The organism is Rhizobium sp. P44RR-XXIV (assembly GCF_001999485.2).
Taxonomy (GTDB): Bacteria; Pseudomonadota; Alphaproteobacteria; order Rhizobiales; family Rhizobiaceae; genus Rhizobium.
In genome coordinates this window covers 296,720-322,518 of the sequence record NZ_MPVZ02000025.1, presented here as the reverse complement: position 1 = coordinate 322,518, position 25,799 = coordinate 296,720, and the positions used below count along the sequence as shown (strand labels likewise).

The 25,799-nt window shown below is 59.8% G+C and carries 26 protein-coding genes and 1 tRNA gene; 13 read left to right on the top strand and 14 right to left on the bottom strand.

Annotated elements, in window-relative coordinates:
• The first annotated feature begins 114 nt into the window (after nucleotides 1-114).
• Both pyrC and BSK43_RS06900 read left to right on the top strand, forming a co-directional pair.
• Nucleotides 115-1,155: a dihydroorotase gene (gene pyrC, locus BSK43_RS06905; RefSeq protein ID WP_077468740.1), complete on the top strand. Its 1,041-nt coding sequence runs from the start codon at nucleotides 115-117 to the stop codon at nucleotides 1,153-1,155.
• Nucleotides 1,156-1,352: 197 nt separating this feature from the next.
• Entirely contained in the window at nucleotides 1,353-2,504 is a 1,152-nt protein-coding gene (locus tag BSK43_RS06900) for a GGDEF domain-containing protein (RefSeq protein ID WP_077468741.1), read from the top strand.
• A 40-nt stretch (nucleotides 2,505-2,544) separates the two neighbouring features.
• Here BSK43_RS06900 and BSK43_RS06895 read toward each other — a convergent pair whose 3' ends face one another.
• Nucleotides 2,545-3,024, bottom strand: coding sequence for an anthrone oxygenase family protein (locus BSK43_RS06895; RefSeq protein ID WP_077468601.1), 480 nt, complete (start codon nucleotides 3,022-3,024; stop codon nucleotides 2,545-2,547).
• Between the two features lie 2 nt (nucleotides 3,025-3,026).
• Nucleotides 3,027-3,851, bottom strand: coding sequence for an NmrA family transcriptional regulator (locus tag BSK43_RS06890; RefSeq protein WP_077468602.1), 825 nt, complete (start codon nucleotides 3,849-3,851; stop codon nucleotides 3,027-3,029).
• Nucleotides 3,852-3,950: 99 nt separating this feature from the next.
• On the opposite strand from BSK43_RS06890, the gene BSK43_RS06885 reads away from it, so the two are divergent.
• The 3 genes from BSK43_RS06885 (at nucleotide 3,951) to BSK43_RS06875 (ending at nucleotide 6,437) form a co-directional block, all read left to right on the top strand.
• Complete coding sequence (locus BSK43_RS06885; RefSeq protein ID WP_077468603.1) at nucleotides 3,951-4,601, top strand: TetR/AcrR family transcriptional regulator; 651 nt, start codon at nucleotides 3,951-3,953, stop codon at nucleotides 4,599-4,601.
• 133 nt (nucleotides 4,602-4,734) lie between these two features.
• Nucleotides 4,735-5,433: an orotate phosphoribosyltransferase gene (locus tag BSK43_RS06880; RefSeq protein WP_068397458.1), complete on the top strand. Its 699-nt coding sequence runs from the start codon at nucleotides 4,735-4,737 to the stop codon at nucleotides 5,431-5,433.
• Between the two features lie 77 nt (nucleotides 5,434-5,510).
• Nucleotides 5,511-6,437 carry a carbohydrate kinase gene (locus tag BSK43_RS06875; RefSeq protein ID WP_077468604.1) on the top strand — a complete coding sequence of 309 codons (927 nt, stop codon included), beginning with the start codon at nucleotides 5,511-5,513 and terminating at the stop codon, nucleotides 6,435-6,437.
• 401 nt (nucleotides 6,438-6,838) lie between these two features.
• Here the strand turns inward: BSK43_RS06875 and pgi are convergent, their stop codons facing one another.
• Together pgi and BSK43_RS06865 are read right to left on the bottom strand one after the other, a co-directional pair.
• A complete protein-coding gene (pgi, locus tag BSK43_RS06870; RefSeq protein WP_077468605.1) occupies nucleotides 6,839-8,464 on the bottom strand; it encodes a glucose-6-phosphate isomerase in 1,626 nt (541 codons plus the stop codon).
• A gap of 174 nt (nucleotides 8,465-8,638) precedes the next feature.
• Nucleotides 8,639-10,336, bottom strand: a complete 1,698-nt coding sequence (locus tag BSK43_RS06865) for a long-chain fatty acid--CoA ligase (RefSeq protein WP_077468606.1) — start codon at nucleotides 10,334-10,336, stop codon at nucleotides 8,639-8,641.
• 349 nt (nucleotides 10,337-10,685) lie between these two features.
• On the opposite strand from BSK43_RS06865, the gene BSK43_RS06860 reads away from it, so the two are divergent.
• A complete protein-coding gene (locus BSK43_RS06860) occupies nucleotides 10,686-11,078 on the top strand; it encodes a PRC-barrel domain-containing protein (protein WP_077468607.1) in 393 nt (130 codons plus the stop codon).
• A 59-nt stretch (nucleotides 11,079-11,137) separates the two neighbouring features.
• On the opposite strand, the gene BSK43_RS06855 is transcribed toward BSK43_RS06860, so the two are convergent.
• Nucleotides 11,138-11,533 carry a VOC family protein gene (locus BSK43_RS06855; protein ID WP_077468608.1) on the bottom strand — a complete coding sequence of 132 codons (396 nt, stop codon included), beginning with the start codon at nucleotides 11,531-11,533 and terminating at the stop codon, nucleotides 11,138-11,140.
• A 185-nt stretch (nucleotides 11,534-11,718) separates the two neighbouring features.
• Here BSK43_RS06855 and BSK43_RS06850 point away from each other — a divergent pair, with 185 nt between their 5' ends.
• The gene (locus BSK43_RS06850) at nucleotides 11,719-12,102 is read left to right on the top strand and encodes a YciI family protein (RefSeq protein ID WP_077468609.1); all 384 of its coding nucleotides are present in this window, start codon (nucleotides 11,719-11,721) and stop codon (nucleotides 12,100-12,102) included.
• A 51-nt stretch (nucleotides 12,103-12,153) separates the two neighbouring features.
• Here the strand turns inward: BSK43_RS06850 and BSK43_RS06845 are convergent, their stop codons facing one another.
• The 4 genes from BSK43_RS06845 to BSK43_RS06830 all read right to left on the bottom strand — a co-directional run bounded on the left by BSK43_RS06845 (nucleotide 12,154) and on the right by BSK43_RS06830 (nucleotide 16,037).
• Nucleotides 12,154-12,903 carry an ABC transporter permease gene (locus BSK43_RS06845; protein ID WP_077468610.1) on the bottom strand — a complete coding sequence of 250 codons (750 nt, stop codon included), beginning with the start codon at nucleotides 12,901-12,903 and terminating at the stop codon, nucleotides 12,154-12,156.
• Entirely contained in the window at nucleotides 12,900-13,838 is a 939-nt protein-coding gene (locus BSK43_RS06840) for an ABC transporter ATP-binding protein (protein WP_246662518.1), read from the bottom strand. Before BSK43_RS06840 ends, BSK43_RS06845 begins: the two co-directional genes overlap by 4 nt.
• A gap of 5 nt (nucleotides 13,839-13,843) precedes the next feature.
• Entirely contained in the window at nucleotides 13,844-15,010 is a 1,167-nt protein-coding gene (locus tag BSK43_RS06835; RefSeq protein WP_077468612.1) for an ABC transporter permease, read from the bottom strand.
• A gap of 118 nt (nucleotides 15,011-15,128) precedes the next feature.
• A complete protein-coding gene (locus BSK43_RS06830) occupies nucleotides 15,129-16,037 on the bottom strand; it encodes an ABC transporter substrate-binding protein (protein WP_068397439.1) in 909 nt (302 codons plus the stop codon).
• A gap of 446 nt (nucleotides 16,038-16,483) precedes the next feature.
• Between BSK43_RS06830 and BSK43_RS06825 the strand changes: the two genes are divergently transcribed.
• The 3 genes from BSK43_RS06825 to BSK43_RS06815 all read left to right on the top strand — a co-directional run bounded on the left by BSK43_RS06825 (nucleotide 16,484) and on the right by BSK43_RS06815 (nucleotide 18,682).
• Entirely contained in the window at nucleotides 16,484-17,710 is a 1,227-nt protein-coding gene (locus BSK43_RS06825; RefSeq protein WP_077468613.1) for a LysR family transcriptional regulator, read from the top strand.
• 104 nt (nucleotides 17,711-17,814) lie between these two features.
• Nucleotides 17,815-18,030, top strand: coding sequence for a hypothetical protein (locus tag BSK43_RS06820; RefSeq protein WP_077468614.1), 216 nt, complete (start codon nucleotides 17,815-17,817; stop codon nucleotides 18,028-18,030).
• Between the two features lie 265 nt (nucleotides 18,031-18,295).
• A complete protein-coding gene (locus BSK43_RS06815) occupies nucleotides 18,296-18,682 on the top strand; it encodes a hypothetical protein (protein ID WP_077468615.1) in 387 nt (128 codons plus the stop codon).
• Nucleotides 18,683-18,758: 76 nt separating this feature from the next.
• On the opposite strand, the gene BSK43_RS06810 is transcribed toward BSK43_RS06815, so the two are convergent.
• Nucleotides 18,759-19,058: a putative quinol monooxygenase gene (locus BSK43_RS06810; protein ID WP_068397432.1), complete on the bottom strand. Its 300-nt coding sequence runs from the start codon at nucleotides 19,056-19,058 to the stop codon at nucleotides 18,759-18,761.
• 265 nt (nucleotides 19,059-19,323) lie between these two features.
• On the opposite strand from BSK43_RS06810, the gene BSK43_RS06805 reads away from it, so the two are divergent.
• On the top strand, nucleotides 19,324-19,929 hold the full coding sequence (locus BSK43_RS06805) for a class I SAM-dependent methyltransferase (protein WP_077468742.1): 606 nt from the start codon (nucleotides 19,324-19,326) through the stop codon (nucleotides 19,927-19,929).
• A 37-nt stretch (nucleotides 19,930-19,966) separates the two neighbouring features.
• On the opposite strand, the gene BSK43_RS06800 is transcribed toward BSK43_RS06805, so the two are convergent.
• From BSK43_RS06800 to BSK43_RS06790, 3 genes are all read right to left on the bottom strand, one after another.
• Complete coding sequence (locus BSK43_RS06800) at nucleotides 19,967-20,428, bottom strand: hypothetical protein (RefSeq protein ID WP_136686786.1); 462 nt, start codon at nucleotides 20,426-20,428, stop codon at nucleotides 19,967-19,969.
• Nucleotides 20,429-20,574: 146 nt separating this feature from the next.
• A tRNA-Thr gene (locus tag BSK43_RS06795) sits at nucleotides 20,575-20,650 on the bottom strand.
• A 136-nt stretch (nucleotides 20,651-20,786) separates the two neighbouring features.
• Nucleotides 20,787-21,746: a nitronate monooxygenase family protein gene (locus BSK43_RS06790; protein WP_077468743.1), complete on the bottom strand. Its 960-nt coding sequence runs from the start codon at nucleotides 21,744-21,746 to the stop codon at nucleotides 20,787-20,789.
• 314 nt (nucleotides 21,747-22,060) lie between these two features.
• Here BSK43_RS06790 and BSK43_RS06785 point away from each other — a divergent pair, with 314 nt between their 5' ends.
• Nucleotides 22,061-23,308: a hypothetical protein gene (locus BSK43_RS06785; protein ID WP_077468617.1), complete on the top strand. Its 1,248-nt coding sequence runs from the start codon at nucleotides 22,061-22,063 to the stop codon at nucleotides 23,306-23,308.
• A gap of 17 nt (nucleotides 23,309-23,325) precedes the next feature.
• Here the strand turns inward: BSK43_RS06785 and ppk2 are convergent, their stop codons facing one another.
• The gene (ppk2, locus tag BSK43_RS06780) at nucleotides 23,326-24,207 is read right to left on the bottom strand and encodes a polyphosphate kinase 2 (protein WP_077468618.1); all 882 of its coding nucleotides are present in this window, start codon (nucleotides 24,205-24,207) and stop codon (nucleotides 23,326-23,328) included.
• 280 nt (nucleotides 24,208-24,487) lie between these two features.
• On the opposite strand from ppk2, the gene phoR reads away from it, so the two are divergent.
• Nucleotides 24,488-25,714 carry a phosphate regulon sensor histidine kinase PhoR gene (gene phoR, locus BSK43_RS06775; RefSeq protein ID WP_246662508.1) on the top strand — a complete coding sequence of 409 codons (1,227 nt, stop codon included), beginning with the start codon at nucleotides 24,488-24,490 and terminating at the stop codon, nucleotides 25,712-25,714.
• Nucleotides 25,715-25,799: the final 85 nt, after the last annotated feature.

Sequence of the window (25,799 nt, the reverse complement as noted above, 5' to 3'; positions counted from 1 at the left end):
TTGTTTTGCGGTGGCGGTTGGTGCTATCGAAGCGCGACAGCACGAAGCGTGATCCCGAAAAGTGTGAAGCGGTTTTCGGAAGAGATCATGCTCACATTTCCAGAGGTCGCGCCCATGCAAAAGCTCACCATCCGCCGTCCCGATGACTGGCATCTGCATTTGCGGGATGGGGCCATGATGGAAGGCGTGATCGGCGATACCTCGAGGCATTTTGCCCGCGCCATCATCATGCCCAATCTGGTGCCGCCGGTCGTGACCACCGCGGATGCGACTGCCTATCGCGAGCGCATCTTGAAGGCGCTGCCGGCTGGCGACCGCTTCCAGCCGCTGATGACGCTCTATCTCACCGAGCATACCAGCCCGGAGGATGTCGAAGAGGGAAAGAAGAGCGGCCTCATCACCGCGGTCAAACTTTATCCCGCCGGTGCGACGACCAACTCCCATGGCGGCGTGCGCAATCTCGATAATGCCATGCCGGCGCTGGAGCGCATGGCGAAGATCGGCCTGCCGCTTTGCGTGCATGGCGAGGTGACGACGCCCGAGGTGGATATTTTCGACCGCGAGGCCGTATTCATCGAGACCGTCCTTGATCCCTTGCGCCAGCGCCTGCCGGAGCTGAAGGTGACGATGGAGCATGTGACGACGTCGGATGGCGTCAACTACATCAAGTCGGCCAAGGCCAATCTCGCCGGCTCGATTACGACGCATCATCTGATCATCAACCGTAACGCCATTCTCGTCGGCGGCATCCGGCCGCATTATTACTGCCTGCCGGTTGCCAAGCGCGAAAGCCACCGCCTGGCGCTGCGTGCGGCGGCGGCGAGCGGCGATAGCCGGTTCTTCCTCGGTACGGATTCGGCGCCGCACGTCGATCCGCTGAAGGAATGCGCCTGCGGCTGCGCCGGTATCTACACCTCGATCAATACGATGAGCTGCCTCGCGCATGTTTTCGAGCAAGAGGGCGCATTGGACAGGCTGGAAGCCTTCGCATCGCTGAATGGCCCGGCATGGTACGGGCTGCCGGTTAACGAGGACAGCATCACCTTGGTGCGCCGTTCGGATGCCGTTACATTCCCGGCGAAGATCGAGACCGGGGCCGGCCCGGTCACCGTATTTGACCCGATGTTCCCGCTACATTGGGACGTTGAAGTATAATTTAGTTTTTGTGTATATAAGTATTCCTGAATTTATAAGCAGTATTAAAGATAAGTATTCGTTCTTTGTCGCGATATGGAACGTATATTTTGTTGAAATATATTTTCTTTATTATTTGCCGTAACTAATTTGATACCCTTGAGGGTTAGCGTGTCATTGATCCCCTACGGTAATGATGAGACCGTTGAAAGAGCATGATGCTGGTCGATTACAATTCCCTCCTTCTCGCGCTCGGCGTTTCGGCGTCCTGTCTTGCGGTCACACTGGTGGGGAGCTGGTTTTCGCGCCGGCCTGATACCTTTCTGTTGACGTGCTCCGCCGGTCTGGTGCCGCTTGTTGCCGGCATCTTCATATATGGCGCCTATGTCGACAGACCCCTGCCGATTTTTGCCAATCTGACTTTTGTATTGTTTTTCATCGGCTTCGCCACGATCTGGGTCGCCGGTCATCAATTCCGCACGCGCCGTCTTTCAAAGGCGCGCTTTCTGCTCGGATGCCTGGTCGGCATTGCCGCCTCGGTCGGGCCGATGCTGGCGGGCTATGATGGGCTGGCCTTCATCGGCGACAATCTCGTCATCAGCCTGCTCCTGCTGCTGACGGCGCGCGAGTATTGGCTGAGCCGTCATGAAGCCCCCACGCCGCTCTATGGCATCACCGCGCTCTACACATTGACGGCCGTCTCTTTCGTGCTCTGCGCGGCAGTGCTGATCGTGGACGGCAAGCTTGTGCTGGGCCGCGCGCCGGATAACTGGGCGGAGGATTTCAGCCTTGCCGTCTGTATCGCGGGCATGACCGGGATTGGCGCTCTGTCGCTTGCCCTGCACCAATGGCGGCAGGCGGCATTGCACCGGCAGGAAGCGATTACCGATTCCCTGACGGGGCTGCTCAATCGCCGTGCCCTTTTCGATCTCTACGGTCATCGTACCTTCGGCCCGTCGATGGCGGTCATCGTCTTCGATATCGATCGGTTCAAGGCAATCAACGATCAGCATGGACATGCTGCCGGCGATCTCGTGCTCAGGCTTCTCGGTAAGGAGCTGTCCGTAGGCCTGCGCTCGTCCGATACGGTGGCGCGGCTTGGCGGTGAAGAATTCGCGCTGGTGCTCGACAATACGTTGCCCGGTCGCGCCGAGCAGGTGGCCGAACGGGTGCGAGACGCCTTTGCCGCGCAGGTGGTCAGCATTGACGACAAGGCCCTGGTCTGCACGGTGAGTGCCGGCGTTGCAACCGGCACGGTCAAGGGGATCGGCTTCGATGAGGTTCTTCGTGCCGCCGACAAGGCGCTTTATGTGGCAAAGCGCAACGGCCGCAACCGTGTCGAGGTCGCGGCCTATCTTCACGCAGTCTAGGCAATCATTTCGTTAGACGCGTCGATGCTTTGCGAACCAGTCAGAACAAGGCTCGCACGAAGGCACATGCCGCAAGAAGCGATGCCACGGTGCGCACATGGTTCCAGCGTGTCCAGTCGCTGAGATAGGTCGACCAGAGCTGGGCTCCTTCCGCCGTGTGCCCGTCGACCTTATCCAGCGCGTCGTTCAACGGCACGTTGAACACCATGGTCGAAAGAAGGCTGGCGACGATATAGAGCGCGGCCCCGGCCAGCATCAGCACGCTGATGCCGCCGCGCCAATAGAGAATTGCCATCACGGCAATGAATATCGACAGCGCCGCCGTGAGCAGGAACAGCACGATAAAGGGCGAGCGCACGATCGTCGAGTTGATCGACTGCATGGCGGCGATCCCCTGGTCGGCGGGAAGGCGGGCAAAGGCCTGCATGATGAATGTCGAGAAGGCGAAGTAGACGCCGGCCAGAAGGCCGCTGCTGAGCGCCGCGACGATAAGGGCGATATTGGTGATCGGAAAGGTCATGGCTAGATGCTCCAGATGCCGGTTGATGCGGTTTCGCGGGCATAATCGGAAAAATCCCTTGGTTGCCTTCCAAGGATCTGTCTCACGCCGTCTTCGACACGCGAATTGCGCCCGTCCAGAACTTGCGTGAACAGTTCATGCAGGAGATCGGTCGCCTCCTGCGGCAAGCCGAAAGCGGTCATCTCGGCGATAAAGGCATCAATAGGGACTGTTTCGTAGGTGACAGCCCGGCCGGAAGCGGCCGCGATTTCGGAAACGGCGTCGCGGAACGTCAGAGCACGAGGTCCCGTCAGCTCGTAGGTCTGGTTGCGATGGCGCGAATTGGTGAGAGCCTCGACAGCGGCGTCGGCAAGATCGCCTGCATCAACGAAAGGTTCGACGACATCTCCGGCCGGCAAGGCCAGCTTTCCCTGGAGAAGCCCGTCCAGAAAGGCACCTTCGCTGAAATTCTGGTTGAACCAGCTCGCACGCAAAATGGTGTAGTCGACGCCGACAGCCTTGAGTTCCTTTTCGCTGAGGATAGCGCCGTCTTCGCCGCGGCCGGACAGCAGGACGATATGCCCGATACCAGCCTCGACTGCCGTCTTCGCAAAGGCCGAAATCGCTTCGGCAGCCCACGCGACGGCGAGATCCGGCTGGAACGTGACATAGGCGGCGGAAGCGCCTTCCAGCGCCTGATACCAGGTGCCGCGGTCCTGCCAGTCGAAGCGCGGTGTCGTCGAGCGCGATGCGGCGCGAACATTCATGCCGCGTTCCTTCAGTCGCTCGGCAACCCGGCCGCCGGTTTTTCCTAATCCGCCGATGATGGCGACTGTCGAGATCTGCATATCAAACTCCCCAGGTTCAAAATGTGATAAATTCTCTCATTTGCGAAATGTGATAAACTCTCTTATATTGCTTGTCAACAGTGGCGAGCGAGGAATGAAATGGCGCAGGAACCCGTGGCGAGACGCAGGCGCAGCAAGGATGAGGCGGGCACCCCCCGGCGCATCCCCAGTCAGCAGCGCGGCCGCGAACGGGTCGAGCGCATATTGGCTGTCGCAACGGAGCTGATCGCCAGCAATGGCAGCGATGCGCTGCGCATGGGCGAGATCGTCGAGAAGGCAGACGTGTCCTTCGGCTCGCTCTATCAATATTTCCCCGACAAGACCGCGATCATCCGCGTGCTCGCCGAGCGCTTCAACGAGCAGGGGCGGCAATGTGTCGAGGATGAGCTGTTGGCGATCAAGAGCACCGGCGATCTGCAGGCCGGGCTCGGCCGCATTATCGACGGCTATTACGCCATGTTTCTTGGCGAGCCCGTGATGCGCGATATCTGGCATGCCACCCAGGCGGACAAGCTGCTTCAGCAGGTCGACGCGGAGGACACGGAATGGCATTCGCAGGCCTTCCTCACGGTTCTCGTGCGTCTTTGGCCGGAGCGTGATCGCGTGGAACTCGCAAGGATTGCCCGACTGACCATGCAGCTGGTCGCCGCCGCCGTCCGCTATGCGATTTCGATCGAAAGAGATGAGGGGGATAGAGCGATCGCCCTGTTCAAGGCCATGCTTCCCGCCGATCTCGGTACAATCCGGTAGGCGCATCCGCCACAGCCTGCAGACCTTGCGTCTATCGTGGCGACAGATGCATGCAAAACCTTCTATTCGTCTGGAAACCAGGGCCGCCAACTGCTATTGCCGCTGGAACATTAGCGCTGCGAAGGAGACCCGAATGACCCAGATGACATTTACCGATCGCGCCGTCATGGCGGAGCTGGTGGCCAGGATGCTTTGGGAGATCAAGGCGGTCCATTTCAGCGCCGACAAGCCCTATAAATTTGCCTCCGGAATGGCGAGCCCGGTCTATATCGATTGCCGCAAGCTGATCTCCTATCCGCGCATCCGCTCGACGGTCATGGATTTCGCCGCAAGCATCATCGTCCGCAATGTCGGCTTCGAGCAGTTCGACTGCGTTGCCGGCGGCGAAACGGCGGGTATTCCTTTTGCCGCTTTCCTGGCGGAGCGGCTGAACCTGCCGATGATCTATGTGCGCAAGCAGCCGAAGGGACATGGCCGCAACGCCCAGATCGAAGGTGACATGAAGGACGGCGCCCGCGTGCTCGTCATCGAGGATCTGACGACGGCCGGCGGCAGCATGTTCACCTTCATCGACGCCATCCGCGCCGCTGGCGGCATCGTCGATCATGGCATGGCGCTGTTCTACTACGGCATTTTCCCGGAGGCGGTCGAACGTTTTGCCAACAAGAAGGTCCGCCTGCATCACATCGCCACTTGGCGTGATGTGCTGGCCGTCGCCAAGGAGCAGAAGCTGTTCGACGACAAGACGCTCGAGGAAGTCGAGGCCTTTCTCAACGCCCCGCTCACCTGGTCGGGCTGGAACGGCGGCATTTCGGAGCTGCCCACAAACTGACGCTTTGCTTTTGCCGTGAATTTATCTAATCGATTTATGAACCTGGATACGACAGACGCGCTCTTTGGGAGGCCGGAATGATATTGTGCTGTGGCGAAGCTTTGATCGACATGCTGCCGCGGGAGACGACGCAGGGCGAAAAGGGCTTTGCGCCCTATGCCGGCGGCGCGATCTTCAACACCGCCATAGCGCTCGGCCGCCTCGGCGTGCCCACAGGTTTCTTCACCGGCATTGCCGACGACATGATGGGTGAGATCCTGCGCGACACGTTGTCTGCGTCCAAGGTGGATTATAGCTATTGCGCCATCGCACCGCGTCCGAGCACGATCGCGTTCGTCAAGCTTGTCAATGGCCAGGCGACCTACGCCTTCTACGATGAAGGCTCCGCTGGCCGCATGATCACCGAGGCAGACCTCCCGGCACTCGGCGATGATTGCGAAGCCCTGCATTTCGGCGCGATCAGCCTGATCCCCGATCCCTGCGGCGCTACCTATGAGGCGCTGATGAAGCGCGAATATCAAAGCCGCGTCATCTCGCTCGATCCGAATATCCGCCCCGGCTTCATCAAGGACAAACAGGCGCATATGGGCCGCATCGGTCGCATGGCCGCCATGTCCGACATTCTGAAATTCTCGGACGAGGATCTGGAATGGTTCGGCATTCCTGGCAATCACGATGAGCTGGCTGCGCATTGGCTGAACCAGGGCGCCAAGCTGGTCGTCGTGACGAAGGGTGCCGAGGGTGCGACGGGCTACACCAAGTCGCTGAAAGTCTCGGTGCCGAGCGAACGCGTCACCGTCGTCGATACGGTCGGGGCAGGCGACACCTTCGATGCCGGCATTCTGGCGTCGCTGAAGATGAATGGTCTGCTGACCAAGGCGCAGGTGGCTTCGCTCGATGAGAGGGCGCTGCAGGATGCACTGGCTTTGGGCGCCAAGGCTGCGGCCGTGACGGTATCCCGTGCCGGTGCTAATCCGCCCTGGGCGCATGAGATCGGGCTTTAATCTCTCATCTGTTTTGAAAGTTTGGAGGGGCCGGTACCCCCCTCTGTCACTGTCGTGACATCTCCCCCACATGGGGGGAGATTGGTAGCTCGCGGCACTTCATTACCCCACGCCAATATCGCATCTGCTGAGACTGAATCTATTGTATCTGAGGAAGGTACGGCAGACTCCCACGATCTCCCCCCTTGTGGGGGAGATGTCCCGAAAGGGACAGAGGGGGGTGCGCACTCTCCATGTACTGAAGCGATGAGATCGGGCTCTAGTCTAACCCTCCCCTTGAGGGGGAGGGTCGGCACGCAGTGCCGGGGTGGGGTGATCCTTCGGGCAATGGGAGAGTTCAGTCACCCCCACCCGCCGCTTTGCGGCGACCTCCCCCCTCAAGGGGGAGGTAAATAAGCACTTTACTTCGCGCGGCTTGCCAGCGCAGCCACCAGACCTTGTGTCGAGGAATCGTGGCCTGCAGCGCTTTCCTTGCCTTCGACAACCGGCAGCAGACCGGTTGCCAGTTCCTTGCCGAGCTCGACGCCCCATTGGTCGAAGGAGTTGATGCGGAACAGCACGCCTTCGACGAAGACGCGATGTTCGTAGAGCGCGATCAGACGGCCGAGGGCGAATGGCGTCAGCTTGTCGTAGACGAAGGTGATCGACGGGCGGTTGCCGGTGAAGACGCGGTGCGGCGCGATGAAATCGGCCTTCTTGTCATCCATGCCCTTGGAGGTGAGCTGTTCCTTGGCTTCCTCGAAGGTACGGCCCTTCATCAGCGCTTCCGACTGTGCAAGGCAATTGGCCATCAGCAGCTGATGCTGGTGGCGCAGCTCGGGCTCGAAACCGTTGGCAGCAATCATGAACTCGGCCGGGATGACGCTCGTGCCCTGGTGAATGAGCTGGTAGAAGGCGTGCTGGCCGTTGGTGCCGGGTTCGCCCCAGACCACTGGGCCGGAATTGCCTTCGACCGGCGTGCCGTCGATGGTGACGCCCTTGCCGTTCGATTCCATGTCGAGCTGCTGCAGATAGGCCGGGAAGCGCGACAGGCGCTGGTCATAGGGCAGGATGGCGCGCGTCGTGTAGCCGAGTACGTTGCGGTGGTAGAAGCCGATGAGGCCGAGCAGCATCGGCAGGTTTTCCTTGAACGGCGCCTGACGGAAGTGGTTGTCCATCGCATGCGCGCCGTCGAGGAATTTGCCGAAGTTCTCCGCGCCGACGGCGATCATCAGCGGCAGGCCGATAGCCGACCAGATCGAGTAGCGGCCGCCAACCCAATCCCAGAAACCGAAGACGCGCTGGCCGTCGATGCCGAAGGCGGCAACCTTGTCGAGCGCCGTCGAGACGGCGGCGAAATGATGCTGCACGGCGGCTTCACCGAGCGCGTCGGCGATGAACTTGCGCGCCGTCTGGGCGTTGGTCATCGTTTCGATCGTCGTGAAGGTCTTCGACGCGACGATGAACAGCGTCGTTTCCGGCTTAACGAGCTTCAGGATGTCGGCGATGTGGGCGCTGTCGATGTTGGAAACGAAATGCGAGCGCGGACCGTCATGGAAGGGTGCCAGCGCCAGCGTCGCCATGACCGGGCCGAGATCGGAGCCGCCGATGCCGATATTGATGACATCGGTGATCGCCTTGCCCGTGGAGCCCTTGAGCGCGCCGGAGCGGATGCCGTCGGCAAACTTGCCCATGGCCGCCAGCACGGCGTTGACGTCAGGCATCACATCCTTGCCGTCGACCAGCACGGGCGTGTTGGAGCGGTTGCGAAGTGCTGTGTGGAGCACGGCGCGGTTTTCGGTGAAATTGATGGCAACGCCGGAGAACATTTCCTCGCGCTTGGCAGCGACGCCGCCCTCGGTTGCGAGCTTTTCGAGCAGGCCGAGGATCTGGTCGTTCACCGCCGTCTTGGAATAATCCATCAGCAGATCGTCGAACGAGGCGCTGAAGTGGGAGAAGCGCTTGGGATCGGCAGCAAAGGCGGCGCGAATGTCCGTGGCCTTCGTTGCCGATGTGGTGCTCTTCAGTTGATCGACGAGGGCGTTCATGGGAGGCTCCTTGCGGTTCGCGCCACAAGCCGTCAGACAGGGCAGGGCGCTTTGAGTTCGGTCGCGGAAACTATTCCCTATGTAGGGCGTAAATCAAGTTCACGTATCGTCCAAAACGAAAAAAGGCCGCTCGCGGATCAAGACGAGCGGCCCCCTGAATGACACGGAATTATGTCAGCCGCGCAACTCCTTGCGCAGGATCTTGCCGACATTCGATTTCGGCAGTTCGGTGCGGAATTCGATGAAGCGCGGACGCTTATAGTTGGTGAGGTTGGCGGCGCAATGCGCCTTGATGTCGGCCTCGGTCAAAGCTTGGTCCTTCTTGACGATGAAGAGCTTCACCGCCTCGCCGGAATGCGGGTCCGCAACACCGATTGCCGCCGCCTCGAGAACGCCAGGATGCATCATGGCGACTTCTTCGATCTCGTTCGGATAGACGTTGAAGCCCGAGACCAGGATCATGTCCTTCTTGCGGTCCACGATCTTGGTATAGCCGCGCTCGTCCATGAAGCCCATGTCGCCGCTGCGGAAGAAGCCGTCCGATGTCATCACCCGCGCGGTTTCGGCCGGCTGTTTCCAGTAGCCGGCCATCACCTGCGGCCCGCGAATGCAGATTTCGCCGACCTCGCCAAGCGGCAGCGAATTGCCGTTCTCGTCGCGAATGTCGAAATCCGTGCCTGTTATCGGTAGGCCGATCGTGCCGGAGAATTCGGAACTGTCGAAGCGGTTGGCGCTTGCGACCGGCGAGGTCTCGGAAAGACCGTAACCCTCGGTGATCCAGGCACCCGTCATCTTCTGCCAGCGCTCGGCCACCGGCCGCTGTACGGCCATGCCGCCCGCAAGCGTTGCGGTGTTGGAAAGGTCGAGCTTGGTGAATTCCGGATTGTTCATCAGGGCATTGAATAGCGTGTTGAGGCCCGGGAACATGTCGAACTTGTATTTGCCGAGCTCCTTGATGAAGCCGGGTATATCTCGCGGATTGGCAATCAGCACGTTGTGGCCGCCGAGCGACATGCCCATCAGCGAATTCACCGTCAACGCGAAAATGTGATAGAGCGGCAGGGCGCAGACGAAGGTCAGCTGCTCGGGTCGCGGCTTGTTGATGTAGGCGGATTGCAGCCACAGCAGCAACTGCAGCTGATTGGCGAGCAGGTTTGAATGCGTCAGTATTGCGCCCTTGGCGACGCCGGTCGTGCCGCCTGTATACTGCAGGAAAGCGATGTCGTTCCCGGAAAGTTCGGCGGGCTTCAATGGCAGCCGCGCACCTTCGGCGACCACAGCCTTGAAATTGCGATGGCCGGGAATCGACCAGGCCGGCACCAGTTTCTTCACCTTGCGGACGATGAAATTGACGATATGGCCCTTCACGCCCAGCATGTCGCCAAGAGACGTGACGACGACATGGCGCACATCCGTATGCGCAAGCACCTGCTCCACGGTATGGGCGAAGTTTTCAAGGACGAAGATCGCCTTGGCGCCGCAATCGCGAAGCTGGTGCTCAAGTTCGCGCGGTGTATAGAGCGGATTGACGTTCACGACGACGAGGCCGGCGCGAAGTATGCCGTAGGTGGCGATCGGATTCTGCAGCACGTTCGGCATCATCACGGCGACGCGGTCGCCCTTCTGCAGGCCGAGGCTTTGCAGCCAGGCGGCGATCTTGCGCGTCTGCGTGCCGAGGTCACGATAAGTGATCGATTTGCCCATGCTGGTGAAGGCGGGCCGGTCGGCGTAACGCGCGCAGCTTTCCTCCAACAGCTCGACGAGTGATGCATGCTCCAGCGGCGGCAGTTCCGCCGGTACGATATCCGGATAGGAGCCAAGCCAAATCTTCTTGACCTGCGGTCTATCCGAAGGAGCGGAGACTGAATTCATGCGCACTTCCTCCTCTACGCATCATCACCACGCCCCGCCGTTTGTAGCGGCGGTTATGTAAACTGTCACTGCGCGGCCGAAAAGTCTCCCGCTTTTCACGTCGTCGCAGCTTTCGCTCTCAACTAAATCATTGAAGCTTCGCGAAAGCTACAATAACCTTGACGTAAACGTCAATAACGACTGCATACTCACGTTTTTTTACAGTTTTGAAAAAAATGCTGGAACTTTTTCGACAACGGAGCGTTAATGGGTCCGTGGGCGGAAACCCACCGGAGCATCATCTTGCCTTGAAGAGCAGATCGGACGCTCCAATATTATATGTGACGCGTATCCAAAAGGAGGTGCGCATATGCATAGGGAGATTGCCGATACCTCTGGCCGTGACCTTTACGTCAAGGACATGTCGATGCTGGTTGCCTGCGACCGCGTCGAGGGATCCAAGGTATTCGGTTCTGATGGCAGGCAGATTGGTCATATCGAGCGCCTGATGCTTGAAAAAAGCGATGGACGCATCGCTTTCGTCATTCTGAGTTTCGGTGGCTTTTTCGGTATCGGTCAGGACCACTACCGTTTGCCGTGGGAAAAGCTGCGCTACGACGCCCGCATCGATGCCTATCGCGTCGGCATGACCAAGAACGACATTGAAAAAGCGCGCCGCTTTGCCAGCAAGGACGATCACGACCACAAGGATCATGGCCACAAGAGCCATGATTATTTTGGCGTGCCGCCCTATTGGATGTAAGCGCGCCGGTAGAGCCGGCCTCAAAGCCCCGCCTGAGCGGGGCTTCGGTTTGAGTGGTTTTACTGAAACCGCCCATGTCTTTGCACAACCTCGATCTTGTAGCCATCGGGATCGGCGACGAAGAACAGTAGGGCGAACAGCTTCCCATCGCGATTGAGTTCGACGATCTTGCCGGGATTGAGCCCGAGCGAGGTCATGCGCGCGTGCTCATCCTTCAGTTCTGAGACCGAAACCGCAAGATGGCCATAGGCCTCACCGAGCGCGTAAGCCTCGCTGCGGCCCTGATTTACCGTCAATTCAAGCTCGAAGCCGGTTTCGGCATTGCGGAGATAGACAAGCGTGAAGGTTTCGAAGGCGATGCGGTCGGCAACCTCCAACCCGAACGCCTTTTCGTAGAAGTCGACCGAACGTGCCTCGTCGAGCACGCGGATCATCGAGTGAATCATCTTGGCCATCGGCGCCTCCTTGGATCATCTGAATATGCAGTCCATGCCATCGGCCACGGGTTGATGGCAAGCATGGGAGAGATGATAGCTTAATCTGAGGGCTTCTGAATTTCGGTCAGTCTGCTTACAATCCCGCGCGGTGAGGAAACGGCTGGACCGGCCGAAGCTGATGCGTGTTCGAAGAGGGAGAGCCTATGTATTTTGCCATTCTGGCCTATCACGAAGAGGGAATCGTCAAATCCTGGAGCGAGGAAGAGGACGCGGCACTGATGGCCGATCTGCTTCAGATCAATGATCGTCTCGTCAAGCAAAAGTCGCTCGGGCCGGCTGCCCGCCTTGGTGCGACACAGGGCGCAGTGACCTTGCGCGGCAAGGGCGCGGGCATGGTTGTCGACGGCCCGTTTGCGGAAACCAAGGAGCAACTGCTCGGCTTTTATGTGGTGGATTTCCCGACTCTGGAAGCGGCCGTGGAAATGGCGCGCGATCTGCGCCGCGTCAACCCGACCGCCGTTTATGAAATCAGGCCGATCTCGCTTTATCTCCCGGGAGCATCGCTGGACGCCCTCGAGGAAGACTAGCAAGTTTCAGATGCCGCTGCTTGCGATTCGGTAAGACGACACGTCTGAGCGTCAATGAGGCTGCAGGCCGATCTTGCGGGTTATGGAATGTTCGATCATTTCCATGCCGTCATAGATCAGCACCGCCATAAGGCCGACGATCAGGCCACCTTGCAGGATGAAGGCGGTGTTATCGTTGATCAGCCCGGCGATAATGACTTCGCCAAGGCCCTTGGCTGCGACGGTGGAGCCGATCGTTGCCGTGCCGATATTGATGACGGTGGCGATCTTCAGCCCTTCGATGATCAGCGGCAGGGCGAGCGGCAGCTCGACCCGGAACAGCCGCTGCCAGCCGTTCATGCCCATGCCGTCGGCGGCATCGAGAACGGAGGCCGGCACCTGTTGCAAGCCGGCGACGGTATTTTCGAAGATCGGCAACAGGGCATAGAGAAAGAGCGCGATGAATGTCGGCACCGCACCGAAGCCGGTGGTGGAAATGGCCAGTGCCAGCACCGCGACGGGAGGAAATGTCTGGCCGGCATTGGCGATCGCGCGCGACAGCGGCAGGAAGTCGGCCCCCATAGGGCGGGTAACGAAGATGCCGCCGAGAACGGCCAGTATCCCGCTCGCTGCTATCGAGACGATGATGAGCTCGAGATGGGAGAGGGCCAGGCTCGGCAGGCTGTTCTGCGTATAGATCGGCGACGCGCCGAATTTGGTCAGCGGCGCCAGAACAGGTGTCAGCCATTCCGGGCGGAAGAGCATCACCAGCAGCAGCGCCAGTGCCAGGAGGCGGAAGAGATTGGCGGCAAAAAATCTCATGCTTTGCGACCCAGTTCGATCAGATGCTGGATCGAGATCGAGCCGACGGACACCTTGCGCTCATCCTCGACGGAAGCCTCATCCGCGCCCTGCCAGATGAGCTCGGCCAGGGCATCGCGCAGATTGAGGGTTTGCGGCAGGCTATAGCCGAGGCCGGCCCTCGGAGGCTGCATGCTGTCCTTTAGCGGCAGCAGCGACATCAGCTTCAGCGCGCGGTCGGACGTACCGGTCAATTGCTGAACGAAGGGATCGGCCGGCTCGGTCAGGATTTTTTCGGGCTCGGAACATTGCAGCAATTTGCCGCCGCTCATGACGGCGATCTTGTCACCGAGATGGAAGGCTTCGTCCATGTCGTGGGTGACGAGAATGACCGTCGTGCCGAACTGCTTCTGGATGGCGAGCAGATCGTCCTGCGCCTTGCCGCGGATGACAGGGTCGAGCGCGCCGAAGGGCTCGTCCATCAGCAGCACCTCCGGCTCGGCGGCAAGGGCACGGGCAACACCGACACGCTGCTGCTGGCCACCGGAAAGCTGGCTCGGATATTTGGCGGCAAAGGTGCCGGGGTCGAGGCGGAAGAGATTGAGGAGCTCTTCGACGCGGCCGTCGATCCGTGCCTTGTCCCAGCCGAGAAGCTCGGGCACGGTGGCGATGTTCTGCGCGACGGTGCGGTGCGGGAACAGCCCATGGCCCTGGATGGCGTAGCCGATGCGGCGGCGAAGCTCCGTCGCCTGCACGCTCATGATATCCTCGCCGCCAACGAAGATCTGGCCCTTGGATATCGGTACCAGCCGGTTGATCATCCGCATCAGCGTCGACTTGCCGGAGCCGGAGGTGCCGACGATGACTGTGATCGTGCCCTTCTCCATGCTCATGCTGACGTCGTCGACCACGGTGGCGGCGCCGTAGCGCTTGGTAACGCCATTCAACTCGATCATGTTGGTCATGTGCGTTGTCCCCGAATGCTGTCGATGACCGCATCGAGGATGACGGCCGATGAAAAGGCGAGAATGACAGTCGGCACCGCGCCGAGCAGCACCAGATCATTGGCCGTCTGGCCGATGCCCTGGAAAATGAAGAGGCCGAAACCGCCGCCGCCGATGAGCGCTGCAACTGTTACGAGGCCGATCGCCTGCACCAGCACGATGCGGATGCCGGTTAGGATGACCGGAAAAGCGAGCGGCAGATCGACACCGGTCAGGATCTGCCGGCGTGTCAGGCCCATGCCGGCGGCAGAATCGCGCACGGACGGATCGACACCGGTAAGACCGACGACTGTATTGGCGACGATTGGCAGTAGCGAATAAATGACGAGGGCCACCAGCGCCGGCGCGACGCCGATGCCCTTGATGCCGATATCGGCGGCGAAGGGCACATGGGCGGCGATATAGCCGAGCGGCAGCATCAGAATGCCGAAGAGGGCCAAGCTTGGGATGGTCTGCACCAGGCTCAATGCCCGCAAGACCACGGCACGCAGCCGTGGCTGCCAAAAACAAAAGATGCCGAGCGGCAGGGCAAGCACGATGGCGATGGCAACGGAACCGAGCGACAGGAACACATGGCCGAGCGCCTCGCGCCAGAACTTATCGGCATTGTTGGCGTATTCCTTCATGATCGACAGGTTGTCGAGCAGGCCGGAGCGCAGGATGGCGAAGAGCAGCGCGGCATAGAGCGCCAGTGCGGCGACCCTGAGCCAAGGCGTCAGCCGCAGCTTCACCAGCGCATCCGAGATCATCAGGCCGACAACGGCGAGCAGCACCCAGAAGCAGCCGCCGGGCGTAATGCGTGCCACGGTGCTTCCCGTTGGTGTCGCAGCCGTCGAAACCAATCCGAGCGTGACGATCAGCACGGCGATCGCAAGCGTGGCGATGCCGAGGCGGATGAGTTGGTTATGCAGGAAAAGCGCTGCGAGCGCGGCTGCCACAAGAAGGACAAGCAGGCATATTGCCGAGGGTTGGCCGAGAAGCTGCGTCAGCAATTGCGGCTTGCCAGCGGCGATGCGGTTTGCCTTGACGATGATGAACGGCATCCAGGTGAGAGCCAGCGCGCCCCCAGCCACCAGCACCACTCCGAGACGGTCCAATCTGCGGACTGTTAGCGCATCTTCCATAAGGCAAGCTCCGTCAGCGCATGAGCCCAAAATTCAAGGCGGGTTCGGACAAGATCATGCCCATTCGAGGTCCCGCGCTCCATGGATCGAAATGGAGCCGCGGGAGCAGTGATCAAGCTTACTTCAGGAAGCCATTGTCCTTGAGGTAGGATTCAGCGACAGCCTTGGCCGGCTCGCCGTCCACCTGGATGCGGCCGTTGAGCTTGCGCAGCACATCGGCGGTCAGGCCCTTGAAGATCGGAGCCAGAACTTCTTCGATCTTCGGATTGGCTTTCAGCACGGCTTCGCGGACGATCGGCGTCGGTGCATAGACCGGCTGCACGCTCTTGTCGTCTTCGAGAACCGTCAGTTCAGCAGCCTCGATGGCGCCGTCGGTGCCATAGACCATAGCCGTGTTGGCGCCGTTGGTCTGGTCGGCCGCAGCCTTGATCGTGGCCGCGGTGTCGCCGCCGGAAAGCACGATTTCCTGATCCGGCTTCAGCTTGAAGCTATAGGTCGTCTCGAAGGCGGGAAGTGCTGCCGGGGAGTTGACGAATTCGGAGGAGGCCACAAGCTTGGCCGCGCCGCCGCCGGCAACCCATTTGCCGAAATCGGACATGGTCTTGAGGTTGGCCGGGCCGGCAACATCGCTGCGCACGGCGATCGCCCAGGTGTTGTTGGCGGGCGAAGGCGTCAGCCAGACGATCTTGTTGGCGTCATAATCCAGCTTCTTGGCGAGGTCGTAGCCCTGCTGCAGGTTCTTCCAGGCCGCGTCGTCGGCCTTGTTGAAGAAGAAGCCGGCATTGCCGGTATATTCGGCATAGATGTCGATTTCACCGGCGGTAATTGCCTTGCGCACAACCGGCGTCGTGCCGAGCGCGATGCGATCCTGCGCCTTGATGCCGTTGGCATTGAGTGCGGCCAGGATGATGTTGCCGAGCAGGGTGCCTTCAGTGTCGATCTTGGAGGAGACGACGACGTCGGCGGCGCTGGCACCGCTGGCGAGAAGCGCCGTCAGCGTGGCGGCAAGTGCAAGCTTCTTGAACATGATGTTTCCCTTTGTACCCCGTTAAATCTTTGCCCTGCATGCCCGAGCCGCCTCAGGGCCACTGTCCGGACACGCAGGTTTTCGTGCGGGTCGGCGACCCACAGGCGAATTTGTGGCTGCTTCGGGTTAAGCGCACGCATCGGAAAAATCGATGGCGCTTCGGTTTCCCGCTGCAGTCGCGCGATTATGACGAGCGTACTCGACATTCGCGCGAAATTGGATTTCTTTTTTCGGGGGCAAGTGCGTTTGTTTTTGTTCCCCTTACCCGTTTGACGCTGTTCCGATCTCATTTTGGTGTCTGGATCAGTTAGGCGACGAAAAAACGATAGCGGTCGCCTTAGTTCTTAGGGATATCTTTTTTCGAGAACACGTCATATCGTCCGGATATCATCGGCGCCGCCGCGTCCGCACTAAGGGCGCGCACTCGGCTTGGAAGGAAGAACGGCTTGTATCTCGGCGCATTGTTCATAGCCGACATGGTATTTTCCATCGGCTCGGTAAGGGAGACCGCTCGCCGGCTTTCCTTTTCGGCCTCCACCGTCTCCAGCGCGCTTCGCCGTCTCGAAACGGAGTTGGCACTGAAGCTGGTCGAACGCGCTTCCGGCGAGCTCGCAACGCTCTTGGCCAGCTCGAAGGTGCAGAAGGCGCTGCAGCCGGTTCTTGCCGGCATTCGCCAGCTGTCGCTCCTGGTGAAGGAGCCGCCCCCACCGGATGGATATGACCAATGGGCCGCGCGTCTGTCGCTGAAGATTGCCACCATCGAGCGTTTCCTTGAGGTGGCCGATCAGGGCAGCATCAATCGCGCCGCCCGCCGCCTGCGCTTGGGTCAGCCGCAGCTTTCATTGCAGATCGCCAACCTGGAGGAACTGTTCGGCTGTCGCCTGTTCGAGCGCCAGGCACAGGGATCGGTGCTGACCGAGGCGGGCCAGGAGGTTCACACCATTCTTGCCGGCATCGCCCAGGCATGGGACGAGATGAAGGCGGCGGCGGACGAACGCTTCCAGCGGACCGCCCGTGCCGTGCGCATCGGCTCGATCATTCCCACCGGGTCCGAAAGCTGGGTCGCACGCTCGCTGGCAAGCCTGGTGTCGCGCTGGAACATCGGCGGCAACCGCAACATGCTGTCGCTGATGCTGATGACCGCCGACGATCTGCGCGAGGCGCTCCGATCCGGCCGCATCGATGTCGCCATCGTCGATTCCGTCTTCGGCCTCGATGCCTTCGAGCATATGGAGCTGGTCGCGACGGACATGGTGGCGATCGCCCCGCCCGACAGCAAGGAGGAAACCTTTGCCGCGCTGGTGGAAAATCATCCGCTCTGCGTGCCGAGCCCGCGCACCGGCATCGGCAACGCGGCGACGGCCTTCGGCTATGACAGTCATGATCGGCGGCGGTTTCGCGGTCGCGACATCACCTCGGCCGATTCGCTGCCCGTCATCGTCGACCTTGTCGCCAATCACGGCTACGTCTCGTTTCTCGGCCGCGTCAGCGCCATGCCGATTTCGGACAAGGTGAGAATCGTCGACCCCGATCAGATCCTGCCATTGTCCTATCATATCGCCCACAATAGCCGCAAAGCGTCGATCGAGGCCTGCCGGTTGATCCAGCAGGCAGTCCGCGAGCTGATGGTGGAGGCGGGAGCCTCCCGAAAATATGTCCCCACGCGTGGATAGGCGGAACCATCACGCCATCTTCGCGTTTAGATACGTTACGTTAGTCCGGACGTACGAAAATTTTAAGCCCCCCAAGATCTCGTCCGGCACCCAAGGAGATTGAAATGAAAATTTTGGCAACGGCGCTCGTCGCGCTGGGCATTCTTGCTTTGCCCGCAACCTATGCCGAAGCTCGTGATTATCATCGCTGGCACCATCATGGCCCGGTGATGGTTGAGCATCACCGCCACGATCATGGCTGGGACCGCCATCACGGTTGGGACCATCATCATCGCTGGGACAGGCGGTATCACAGCAAGCCGCATTTCTCGCATAACTGACAACTAACTATCCGACCTGCAAAACGCGCCTTCTGGCGCCGTTTCCTATTGAGCCAGTGGCGGTATCGATCTCTGGGTGGAGCATCTGCCCCTTCGATACCCACGGCCTATTTCAGGCTTGGCGATGAAGCTCGAGCCTCCGGAAAATACGTCGCCATCTCCGGATGTTTTGGAACTATCGGACCGCAACCGCGTTTACCTTATCGGTCCGGACAAGTGCGGATGAATGAGCCGCCTTGGTGTCCGGCATCGAAGGAGGCTGGAAATGAAAATTCTGGCAACAGCGCTCATCGCGCTTGGCGTAATCATTCTACCCGCAACCCATGTCGAAGCGCGCCCACATCACCGCGTGTATCACCATCATACGGTGATCGTCCATCGGCATTACCATCATTACTACCGGCCTTACTACTATCGGCCTTATGGCTACTACCGCCCCTATTATTATGACGATTACTACCAGCCCTTCGTGCCTTTCGCATTCTATGGCTGGGGTAACCACTATCATCGCGGCTGGTATGGCGGCCACAGATGGTATGGCGGCGGGTATGGTCACGGCTGGCGCGGTGGCGGCTGGCACGGCGGTGGCGGTTGGCATGGCGGCGGGGGCTGGCACAGATGGCATAGCCAGCCGCATTTCTCTCATAACTGAGCATGCCACCGATATGCAAAACGGCGCCTTTCGGCGCCGCTTACTTGGCGATTAGCAGCTGTTCGAAGTCACCGGCTCATGCCGGGTTCAGCACATGCACGGCGCGGGCTGCCATAAGGTGTTTCACTTTTTCGCCATAGGCGGCCATATGCGCCGCCGCGGCATGGGCCTTCAAGGCGTCCATGCTTGCCCACTTCTCGACAACGACGAATGTATCAGGCCCGAATGCCGGATCGGCGCCTTCCACATCCACAACAGCCGTATATTCGATGCAGCCATCTTCGGCATGCACGGCCGGAACATTGGCCTGGAAGGCTTCGAGCACTTCGGCCCTCTTGCCGGGCAGAGCGGTGAGGATCGCGAGAACGTGGATCATGATGATGTCCTTGAAACTATAGATAGCACGGGTGAAAAATACAGGATGCCGCCGATTCCGCGACCGGTCTCAACCACTATCACAGAAAGACGAGATTCGAACGACGATTGCCCATAAAGAAGCCAGTACTTTGCTCTCGATCCGCGTCTTTCGTTTCGAATGCCTGACGCAAGCCATGGATGGCAAGAATTCAGCCATACAAGCTTTTCAAAGCAGATCGCTTATCCGGCTTGGGCTGCAGCAACGTCGAAGGTATCCGCCGCACATGAACACCCGCGACTCGAGATTCTACTACAAGGGCGCTCTGCCGCAGACGCAGCTCAGCCTGCATCACACGGAAAACGCCCGATTGCTGCCCGACCGCGGCGAACTTCTTTATCGCTTGCCGCATGGCGGCATCGGTGCGGAAATCGGCGCGGCCTTTGGCGATTTCACCGGCGAGATTCTTGAAAAGAATGTGCCGCGGGAGCTCTATCTGATCGATGCATGGGACACGCCCCGCTATCAGGATGGCCTGACGCAGATCAAGACGAAATTCAGGGATGAGCTGGACAATGGTCGGCTGCATATCATGCAAGGCTATTCAACGGTAAGGCTGGCCGAATTTCCCAACGGCTTCTTCGACTGGGTCTATATCGATACCAATCATAGTTTCGAGACCACCTGGGAAGAGTTGGTGATCAGCCACGCCAAGGTCAAGCAGACCGGACGCATTGCCGGTCACGACTTCTGCACCGGCAACGTCGTCGATGCCGTGCCCTATGGCGTGGTCGAGGCCTGCACCAAGTTCTGCAAGGATTTCCACTGGCAGTTCGAATACCTGACCGTGGAATCCCAGGGACATTTCTCGTTTTCCCTGAAGCGGCTCTGAGCGCATCAGCAGCCGCACGTGCTGATTCCGAAGAGGCTTAGTTGGAGCCAGCAGGCGCGTATGGCTCGCATTTATAGGGTGTCGAGCCGGCCTTGTCGCGAACGACGGCATTGCCTTCCGCATCGAGCTTCAAGGTCCAGGATGTTTGCAGGCCGTTTGAGCCCATGACGCCTCCGGTGAAGGTCACGTCGTCTCCCTGTCGGGTGAACCCGGTGACGCCGCCAAGGTGGCGCTGATAGTCCTTCGGGCGCATGACGACGCCGACCAGGGCCGCTGTTCCGCTGGGAGCCGACAGGCCATAGCCGCCATCGGGTGCGCAAGCGGTCATGTCAGTGATGAACGGCCCGCCGACACAATTGAGGATATGGCCGAACTGCTTCTTGGAATTCAAGTGCACATAGACGGTGTCACTGCCATCACCCTTGCAGAGCAGATGTGTTGGAGCTGCCAACGCCATCCCGGTGGCTGCCAGATAAACGATGGCAGTGATTGTCGTCATGAAATTCATAAAAGCCTCCGACAGCAGTCATCATTGGTTGGCACCGTAGCAAAACTTCACCTGGCCAATGAAGCAACCATGAACACCGAGTTACGGGTGATTAACAACCGCAGCGTGGTGCATTCTGTGTTGGCTTTTTTGAAGAATGGTGCCGCTTGCAGGACTCGAACCTGCGACCCCATCATTACGAATGATGTGCTCTACCACCTGAGCTAAAGCGGCATTCAAGGGGCGTTCAATTTGGCCCCGCGATTTGCATGGCGCTGATACAGTCTATGCGGCCAGATTTCAAGCGTCCAAATCGCCATTTGGTAAAAAAGCGAAAAGTCTGTGGGAGAACAGCCCGTTTTCAGCCTGTTCAAAGCGCCAGCCGCGCCCGCGCCTGGCGATATTCCGCCTCCAGCCGATCGACAAGCGCGGCGACGGGCTGGATGGCTTTGACTGCACCGATACCCTGGCCGGAGCCCCAGATATCCTTCCATGCCTTGACGCCGGTCGTGGCAGCTTCGAAGTCCATTTTGGAAGGGTCGGCTTCCGGGAGCTCGTCGGGATCGAGCCCGGCGGCAACGATGGAGGGCTTCAGATAGTTGCCGTGGATGCCGGTAAAATAGTTGGAATAGACGATATCGGCAGCAGTGCCATCGACGATCGCCTGCTTGTAGGCGTCGACGGCGCGGGCCTCTTGCGTTGCGATGAAGGGCGAGCCGATATAGGCCATGTCGGCGCCGGCTGCCTGGGCCGCCAGAACGGCGCCACCGGTGGCGATGGCCCCAGCGAGCAGCAGCGGGCCGTCGAACCATTCGCGGATTTCCTGGACCAGCGCGAAGGGCGAGAGCTGGCCGGCATGGCCGCCGGCCCCGACGGCAACGGCGATCAGCCCGTCGGCGCCTTTGCGGATCGCCGAATTGGCGTGACGGTTGTTGATGATGTCGTGCAGCACGATGCCGCCATAGGAATGCACGGCCGCATTGACCTCGGGCACGGCGCCGAGCGACGAAATGACGATCGGCACCTTGTATTTCACGCAAAGCATCAGATCGTGTTCCAGCCGCTTGTTTGACGTATGGACGATCTGATTAACCGCAAATGGAGCTGCCGGACGCTCGGGATTTGCGGCATTATAGGCTGCAAGATCCTCGGTGATCATGGCGAGCCACTCGTCGAGCTGGCTTTCAGGGCGCGCGTTCAGGGCAGGAAACGATCCGACGACACCCGCCTTGCACTGTGCCAGCGTCAGCGCCGGATGCGAGATGATGAACAGCGGCGAGGCCACGACCGGCAACCGCAGGCGCTCGGTCAGGATTGAGGGGAGGGCCATGAACATCATCCCTTTCTTTGACGTTTACGAAAACGTCAAAGAATTAGCAGATGTCCACATGGCTGGAAAGAGGCAATAGCGAACTGCGCCCCTGCACAACCTTCGCGAAAGCCATCCCTACCGGACCACCATTCAGCCATCGCAATTGTGTCGTCTTTGACATTTATCCCCGCCCGAGTGCCTGTGGCTTTGGTCGAAGGCTTGCGTATTGACGGACAGGGCGTTACCGAATCCGGTTAACGAATGATAAAGACCTTGGCCGTCTTGTCGGTAGAGTCTGCAGGTATGTTGCGAGTGAGAGTAAAGGACCTGATGTGAGCGGATTAGAAACGGCTATCAGAAGCGCGTTGGACCGGTCCGATCGCGCCAATCCGGAAATCCGGGCTCGTATCTATCAATCGGCACGGCAGGCTCTGGAAGCCGGCCTCCGCAAGCAGGATATTACTGATATCAATGTCGTCTCCGCGCAGCGCCAGCGGCTGGAGGAAACAATCCGCGAGATCGAGGCGCAGGAGCGCACTCGCCCGGCGGAGAACCTATCCGTTTCGCCCGAGCTTGGCGCGCCGCATGTCTCTCCGAGCGCAGCGCGCCCCGTGCCCCAGCAGCCGGTGCAGCGGCAAGAGCCGGTCATGAGCGTGAGCGGCGAAACCCGCGATCCGCCCCTTTCCGCTCCCACCGCCGCTTCCGTGGAATCAGAGGCCTCCGAACCTCCGGCATCGGCGGGTGATTTCGGCGATATGCGTGCAGGCCCGGCCGATCATCTCGGTGCCGATAGCGACATGCGACCGGTAGCGGCAGCCGCACCGGCAAACACCCGATCGATGAATTTCAAACCGGAGCGTGCTGCCGTTCGCCGCAAGCCGCGCAAATTCTTCTCACGCCTGCTGGTCTTTTGCATCCTGCTCGCCTTCCTTGGTGTTGGCGCCTGGTGGATCAAGACCTCGGGCGTGCTGATGTCGGCGGCGCAAAGGGATACGAGCGTCCGCAATCCCCCGGCCCATGTCGATTCGCAGGACTTCAGCGGTGATAATGCCGACGACGACACGGCGGATGACGACAATAGCGGTCCGGTCAATCCGGGGCTGGCGACCATCGATCCGCAGAACAGGTTTTCCGAAGAGTGGATCGAAGTGCTGAAGCCGACCGAAGCCTCGAAGGTTACGACCAGTACGCAGGCGAAGGCTGAGAATGTCTCGGAGAACGAAGGGCCGGCCGTGCGGCTGACCTCGCTTAGCAGCGGCTCTGACGGCAATGCCTCCGTCGAAGTGCCGGTCACCGTGCTGCAGCAGATGGCCGGCAAGCCTTCGACGGTCGCGCTCACATTGCAATCGACCTCCGACGCGCCGACGCAGATTACCGTGGAGTGCGATTTCGGTTCGCTCGGCAGCTGTGGGCGTCACCGCTTCACGGTCAGCCGTCAGAAGACGGATGCGTTGTTCCAGGTTCGTTTCGATCGGTCGCTAGCGCCGACGAGCCCCGGCCGTCTGATCATCAATAGCGATCTGGACGGCAAGGCCCGCGGCGTCAACGTCTACGCCATCCGCGTCCTGCCCGGGCAATAGGCCCGGGCTGCTGCCTTCTATTTCAGAAAGTCCGATCCCGTGCCGAGGATCTTGTCGTCGATTTCGCCGATGGCCTTCTTGTCCTTGCCGTCATAATCGAGCGCCAGCAGGATGTGGCGGATAAGGTTCAGGCGAGCACGACGCTTGTCATTGGCGCGCACGACGGTCCATGGCGCATAATCGGTGTGCGTATCCTTCAGCATGCGATCGCGCTTTTCGCCGTAATCCTTCCACTTCGGCAGGGCGGCGATATCCATGGAGGATAGTTTCCAGACGGCACGCGGATCGTGGCACCGGTCGTGGAAACGCTTCAATTGCATCTCTCTGCCGATATCGAGATAGAATTTGAAGAAGTAGATGCCGTCCTGGACGATGAGCTTTTCCATCTGCGGCGCCTGCTTCAGGAACTGCTCGTATTGTTTCGGCGTGCAGAAGCCCATGACCGGCTCGACGCCGGCGCGGTTGTACCATGAGCGATCGAACAGAACGAATTCGCCGGCCGTCGGAAATTGCGCGACATAACGCTGGAAGTACCATTGTCCCGCTTCGCGGTCCGTCGGCTTGGTCAATGCCACGACGCGTGCGAGGCGAGGGTTCATATGCGCCGATGTTGCGGCAATCGAGCCGCCCTTGCCGGCCGCGTCTCGCCCTTCAAACACTGCCATTACCCGTTTGCCGGTCGCCTGCAGCCAGAACTGCACCTTGATGAGTTCGATCTGCAGCTTTTCCAGCTCTTCCAGATAATCCTCTTCCTTGAGCTTCTTCTTGTAGGGATAGTCGCCCGAGGTCAGTGCCTCGTCGTCGATCCAGCTTGGCAGTACGGGGTCATCGACATCGAACATGCGCTTGGTGCCATGGATGTCCAGCTTCACCGCGCGGCTCTTGGCTTCCTCTCCCATATATCCCCGGCTCCTCGGTTGTTTACGTTCCGTTAATCTCACCGCTTTGACGCGGCAAAAAAAGCTCCTCAGGCAAACTGGGGCTTTTATTCAATAGTTTCAACCCCTTTGCTGTTCGCCTCATTTGCCGGCTATATTTATTGCTGTGAGTTGGCGGCTTCTGTGGATGGAGCCGAATACTTCTGTCATGAATCCCGGCTAATAGGCGGAATCCAGCATTCCATGATGGCAGGCGAAGGGACGGGCGCAGTTGGAAGACGAATGGTCATTTGTCAGGAAATTGGCAGTACGGCTGCGGCAGGAGAGTGCCATCCTGATTTTGGCGACGCTGATCGCCGCACTCGCGCTCATGGAAAACATCAATACCGGCGCCGTGTTCTGGATCTGGGCTATCGTGGTCATCGTCGCGCTGATCCGCCCGCCGCTGGTGGAGCGGATCGTCGTGCCGTCGCAGGCCGAGCGTGAACCGGCCGATTCGGGCGTCCTGCTCAATACCGTCTTCGCAGGCTTGGCCGCGCTCGACATTCCGGTACTGATCATCGACCGCGAGGCATCGGTGCTGGTGCAGAACACCGCCGTCGAAAAGGCCTTCGGCGCCTTTCCGATCGGAGCCCATATTTCGTCGAAGCTGCGCTCCCCCGGCCTGCTCGACATGGTGCGCGAGACGATCGCGACCAACACGCCAAACCAGATCGAGCATTCCGAGCGCCTGCCTTCCGAGCGCGTCTATATCGTGCGCATCGCGCCAGTCGACCTGCCGCCATCCGACGCCGAGCTGGGCTCCTTTTTCCTGCTGTCGTTCCGCGATATTTCGGAGCTTCGGCATATCGATCGCATGCGTTCCGATTTCGTTGCCAATGCCAGCCATGAGCTGCGCACGCCGCTTGCCTCGTTGCGCGGCTTCATCGAAACCATCCAGGGTCCGGCGAAATCGGATATCAAGGCGCAGCAGCGCTTCCTTGGCATCATGTTCGATCAGACCACGCGCATGAGCCGGCTTGTCGACGACCTTCTGTCTCTATCCCGATTGGAGCTGAAATCGCATCTCGCACCGGATCAGAAGGTCGATCTCGTGCCGCTGCTCGGCCATGTACGGGACTCGTTGCTGCCGCTTGCCGGCGATCTCGATGTGACGATCAATCTGAATGTTCCCTCCGGCAAGGTCGAGGTGCTGGGTGACCGGGATGAACTGGTGCAGGTCTTTGAGAATCTCATCGAGAATGCCTGCAAATATGGCCAGGAGGGCAAGTCAGTCGAAGTCTCGCTGCTGAACGAGCCGGGCCAGGCGGTCGAGGTCATCATCTCGGACAAGGGTCCGGGGATACCCGCGGAACATGTGCCGCGCCTGACCGAGCGCTTCTATCGCGTTAACGTTGAGGACAGCCGTTCCAAGAAGGGTACGGGCCTGGGGCTTGCCATCGTCAAGCACATTCTGACGCGCCATCGCGCCAGGCTGATCGTCAAGTCGGAAGTCGGCAAGGGAACGGACTTCACGGTCCGTTTCTGAAAGCCTCTGTGAATCGCCCGTTTTTGGCGTGTTTTATCTCATGTATTTCAAATGGATAGCTTGTCATAATTGTTTCACTCGCCTG

Coding starts and splice junctions, on each gene's coding strand:
- pyrC (WP_077468740.1), top strand. CDS start 115: ATGCAAAAGCTCACCATCCGCCGTCCCGATGACTGGCATCTGCATTTG.
- BSK43_RS06900 (WP_077468741.1), top strand. CDS start 1,353: ATGCTGGTCGATTACAATTCCCTCCTTCTCGCGCTCGGCGTTTCGGCG.
- BSK43_RS06895 (WP_077468601.1), bottom strand. CDS start 3,024: ATGACCTTTCCGATCACCAATATCGCCCTTATCGTCGCGGCGCTCAGC.
- BSK43_RS06890 (WP_077468602.1), bottom strand. CDS start 3,851: ATGCAGATCTCGACAGTCGCCATCATCGGCGGATTAGGAAAAACCGGC.
- BSK43_RS06885 (WP_077468603.1), top strand. CDS start 3,951: ATGGCGCAGGAACCCGTGGCGAGACGCAGGCGCAGCAAGGATGAGGCG.
- BSK43_RS06880 (WP_068397458.1), top strand. CDS start 4,735: ATGACCCAGATGACATTTACCGATCGCGCCGTCATGGCGGAGCTGGTG.
- BSK43_RS06875 (WP_077468604.1), top strand. CDS start 5,511: ATGATATTGTGCTGTGGCGAAGCTTTGATCGACATGCTGCCGCGGGAG.
- pgi (WP_077468605.1), bottom strand. CDS start 8,464: ATGAACGCCCTCGTCGATCAACTGAAGAGCACCACATCGGCAACGAAG.
- BSK43_RS06865 (WP_077468606.1), bottom strand. CDS start 10,336: ATGAATTCAGTCTCCGCTCCTTCGGATAGACCGCAGGTCAAGAAGATT.
- BSK43_RS06860 (WP_077468607.1), top strand. CDS start 10,686: ATGCATAGGGAGATTGCCGATACCTCTGGCCGTGACCTTTACGTCAAG.
- BSK43_RS06855 (WP_077468608.1), bottom strand. CDS start 11,533: ATGGCCAAGATGATTCACTCGATGATCCGCGTGCTCGACGAGGCACGT.
- BSK43_RS06850 (WP_077468609.1), top strand. CDS start 11,719: ATGTATTTTGCCATTCTGGCCTATCACGAAGAGGGAATCGTCAAATCC.
- BSK43_RS06845 (WP_077468610.1), bottom strand. CDS start 12,903: ATGAGATTTTTTGCCGCCAATCTCTTCCGCCTCCTGGCACTGGCGCTG.
- BSK43_RS06840 (WP_246662518.1), bottom strand. CDS start 13,838: ATGATCGAGTTGAATGGCGTTACCAAGCGCTACGGCGCCGCCACCGTG.
- BSK43_RS06835 (WP_077468612.1), bottom strand. CDS start 15,010: ATGGAAGATGCGCTAACAGTCCGCAGATTGGACCGTCTCGGAGTGGTG.
- BSK43_RS06830 (WP_068397439.1), bottom strand. CDS start 16,037: ATGTTCAAGAAGCTTGCACTTGCCGCCACGCTGACGGCGCTTCTCGCC.
- BSK43_RS06820 (WP_077468614.1), top strand. CDS start 17,815: ATGAAAATTTTGGCAACGGCGCTCGTCGCGCTGGGCATTCTTGCTTTG.
- BSK43_RS06815 (WP_077468615.1), top strand. CDS start 18,296: ATGAAAATTCTGGCAACAGCGCTCATCGCGCTTGGCGTAATCATTCTA.
- BSK43_RS06810 (WP_068397432.1), bottom strand. CDS start 19,058: ATGATCCACGTTCTCGCGATCCTCACCGCTCTGCCCGGCAAGAGGGCC.
- BSK43_RS06805 (WP_077468742.1), top strand. CDS start 19,324: ATGAACACCCGCGACTCGAGATTCTACTACAAGGGCGCTCTGCCGCAG.
- BSK43_RS06800 (WP_136686786.1), bottom strand. CDS start 20,428: ATGACGACAATCACTGCCATCGTTTATCTGGCAGCCACCGGGATGGCG.
- BSK43_RS06790 (WP_077468743.1), bottom strand. CDS start 21,746: ATGGCCCTCCCCTCAATCCTGACCGAGCGCCTGCGGTTGCCGGTCGTG.
- ppk2 (WP_077468618.1), bottom strand. CDS start 24,207: ATGGGAGAGGAAGCCAAGAGCCGCGCGGTGAAGCTGGACATCCATGGC.